Source organism: Mesorhizobium sp. M0040 (assembly GCF_040323505.1).
Classification (GTDB): domain Bacteria; phylum Pseudomonadota; class Alphaproteobacteria; order Rhizobiales; family Rhizobiaceae; genus Mesorhizobium.
The window spans coordinates 1-790 of sequence record NZ_JAMYVA010000148.1 but is presented as its reverse complement, the minus strand read 5'-3'; the positions used below and the strand labels follow the sequence as shown (position 1 = coordinate 790).

Here is a 790-nt window from a genome sequence, read left to right as displayed (position 1 = left end):
GCTGGGGAGCATACGGCGCGAGCAAGGCCGCTCTTGCCCATCTGACGGCGATTTGGGACGAGGAGGCGAAAGCAGACGGCATCCGGCTCCTCGCGCTTGACCCCGGCGATATGGACACCCCACTGCACGCGCTCGCGATCCCAGATGCTGATCCGGCGACCTTGAAGCGCCCCGAGCAGGCAGCTGCCGAGATCATCGAAAAGATGCTCGACGCGTTGCCGGTCCGCTCTACGCTTCTCGCCGGAGCACATGGATGATTGCCGCCGATCGTCCCGATCGGCGCTCCGCCAGGCTGTTCGTCGTCGACGCGGACGGCACGATGCGCGACCGGCCGCGAGCTGGACTCGCGACGCTGTTCAACCCCGGCGATCTGGTCGTCGCCAATGACGCCGCGACCTTGCCTGCCAGCTTGCACGGCACGCATGTCCCAAGCGGTGAGGCGATCGAGATCCGCCTGGCGGGCTGGCTGTCACTTCCCGATCCAACCCGTTTCGTGGCGATTGCCTTCGGCTCGGGCGATCACCGCACGCGCACGGAAGACCGGCTGCCTCCACCTCCGCTGTCACCAGGCGATCGCCTCCGGCTCGGCTCGCTTGACGCCGTCGTCGAGCGCCTTCTCGACCATCCACGCCTTCTCGAGTTGCACTTCCCAGGCAACCGCGCAGCGGTGCTTGCAGGACTGGCGCACTACGGCCGGCCGATCCAATACGCGCATGTTCCCGAGCCGTTGGCACTGTGGGATGTTTGGACGAAGATTGCCGCCGGGCCGGTCGCGTTCGAGGCGCCGTCG

2 protein-coding genes are annotated in these 790 nt (G+C 67.2%); both read left to right on the top strand.

What is annotated here, in order from left to right; translation table 11 throughout:
- Window positions 1-257, top strand: a 257-nt coding sequence (locus tag NKJ91_RS33705) for an SDR family NAD(P)-dependent oxidoreductase (RefSeq protein WP_352458946.1), incomplete at its 5' end; no start/stop codon positions are given.
- Window positions 254-790: S-adenosylmethionine:tRNA ribosyltransferase-isomerase (locus tag NKJ91_RS33700; RefSeq protein ID WP_352458945.1), on the top strand; the 537-nt coding region annotated here is incomplete at its 3' end. The genes NKJ91_RS33705 and NKJ91_RS33700, both read left to right, overlap by 4 nt.